Annotated in this window: 1 protein-coding gene; it reads left to right on the top strand. The window is 70.7% G+C overall.

The window, feature by feature from the left end:
• Positions 1-63 precede the first annotated feature (63 nt).
• Positions 64-1,470, top strand: a 1,407-nt coding sequence (locus AOK24_RS43835) for a cytochrome P450 (protein WP_159052231.1), incomplete at its 3' end; no start/stop codon positions are given.

Raw genomic sequence — 1,470 nt, 5'->3', positions numbered from 1 at the left:
GCCCCCGCCCGTGGACAACGCTGGACGACATACCCGCCGTCCAGAGAGAGGCAGCCGAGCGCCATGTCCCCCACCGCGCCGCATCCGCAGCTCACGTCCGTCCCCGTCGCCGACATCAGCGCCACCGGACCCGGCCACACGCCGATCCAGCAGGTGATGGGCCTGATGCGGGAGCAAGGGCCGCTCCTGGTACGGCGGTTGCACGGCCGGGACACGCTGTTCGTCGCGGACCTGGACCTGGTGAGCGACCTCGCGGACGAGACCCGGTTCGCCAAACACGTCGGCCCCGCCCTGGAGAACGTACGGGAGTTCGCCGCCGACGGCCTGTTCACCGCGTACAACGACGAGCCCAACTGGGCGAAGGCGCACGACATTCTGATGCCCGCGTTCGCGCTCGGCTCGATGCGCACCTACCACCCGGTGATGCTGAAGGTGGCTCGCCGCCTGATCGACGCGTGGGACCGCGCGGCCGGCGCCGGACAGCCGGTGAACGTGCCGGACGACATGACCCGGATGACCCTCGACACCATCGGACTCGCCGGATTCGCCTACGACTTCGGCTCCTTCGAGCGCGCCGAACCGCACCCCTTCGTCGAGTCGATGGTCCGCTGCCTGGAGTGGAGCATGACCCGCCTCGCCCGCGTCCCCGGCACGGACCACTCGGCGGCCGACCAGGCGTTCCGCGACGACGCGGCCTACCTCGCGCAGGTCGTGGACGACGTCATCGCCGCCCGCACCGGCACCGACCAGTCGGCCGCCACCGACCTCCTCGGCCTCATGCTGAGCGCCACCCACCCGGCGGACGGCACGACCCTCGACCACGCCAACATCCGCAACCAGGTCATCACGTTCCTCATCGCCGGACACGAAACCACCTCAGGGGCCCTGTCGTTCGCCCTCTACTACCTCGCCAAGCACCCCGAGGTCCTGAACCTCGTCCGCCGCGAGACCGACGCGCTGTGGGGAGACCGGGCGGACCCCGAGCCGACGTACGACGAGGTCGGCCGGCTCACCTACACGCGCCAAGTCCTCAACGAGGCCCTGCGGTTGTGGCCCACGGCAGCCGTGTTCGGCCGGCACGCCCTGGAGGACACGCTCCTCGGCGGACGCGTCCCGCTGCGCGCCGGACAGGCCGTGACCGTCCTCACGCCGATGTTGCACCGGCAGCCCGTATGGGGCGACAACCCCGACCTGTTCGACCCGGAACGCTTCACCCCCGAGGCGGAGGCGGCCCGCTCGCCGCACGCCTTCAAACCGTTCGGGACCGGCGAACGCGCCTGCATCGGGAGGCAGTTCGCACTCCACGAGGCGACGATGCTCCTGGCGATGCTCGTCCACCGCTACCGCCTCCACGACCACGCCGACTACCGGCTCACCGTCAAGGAGACCCTCACCCTCAAGCCCGACGGCTTCACCCTCACCCTCACCCCGCGCACGCCCGCCGACCGAACCCCTGTCTCTTACCCATCT

The sequence above is a fragment of the Streptomyces niveiscabiei genome (genome assembly GCF_001419795.1).
In the GTDB taxonomy this organism is placed as follows: Bacteria; Actinomycetota; Actinomycetes; order Streptomycetales; family Streptomycetaceae; genus Streptomyces; species Streptomyces niveiscabiei.
Note: the sequence above shows the minus strand (reverse complement) of the source record. Positions and strands in the feature narration are given on the sequence as shown.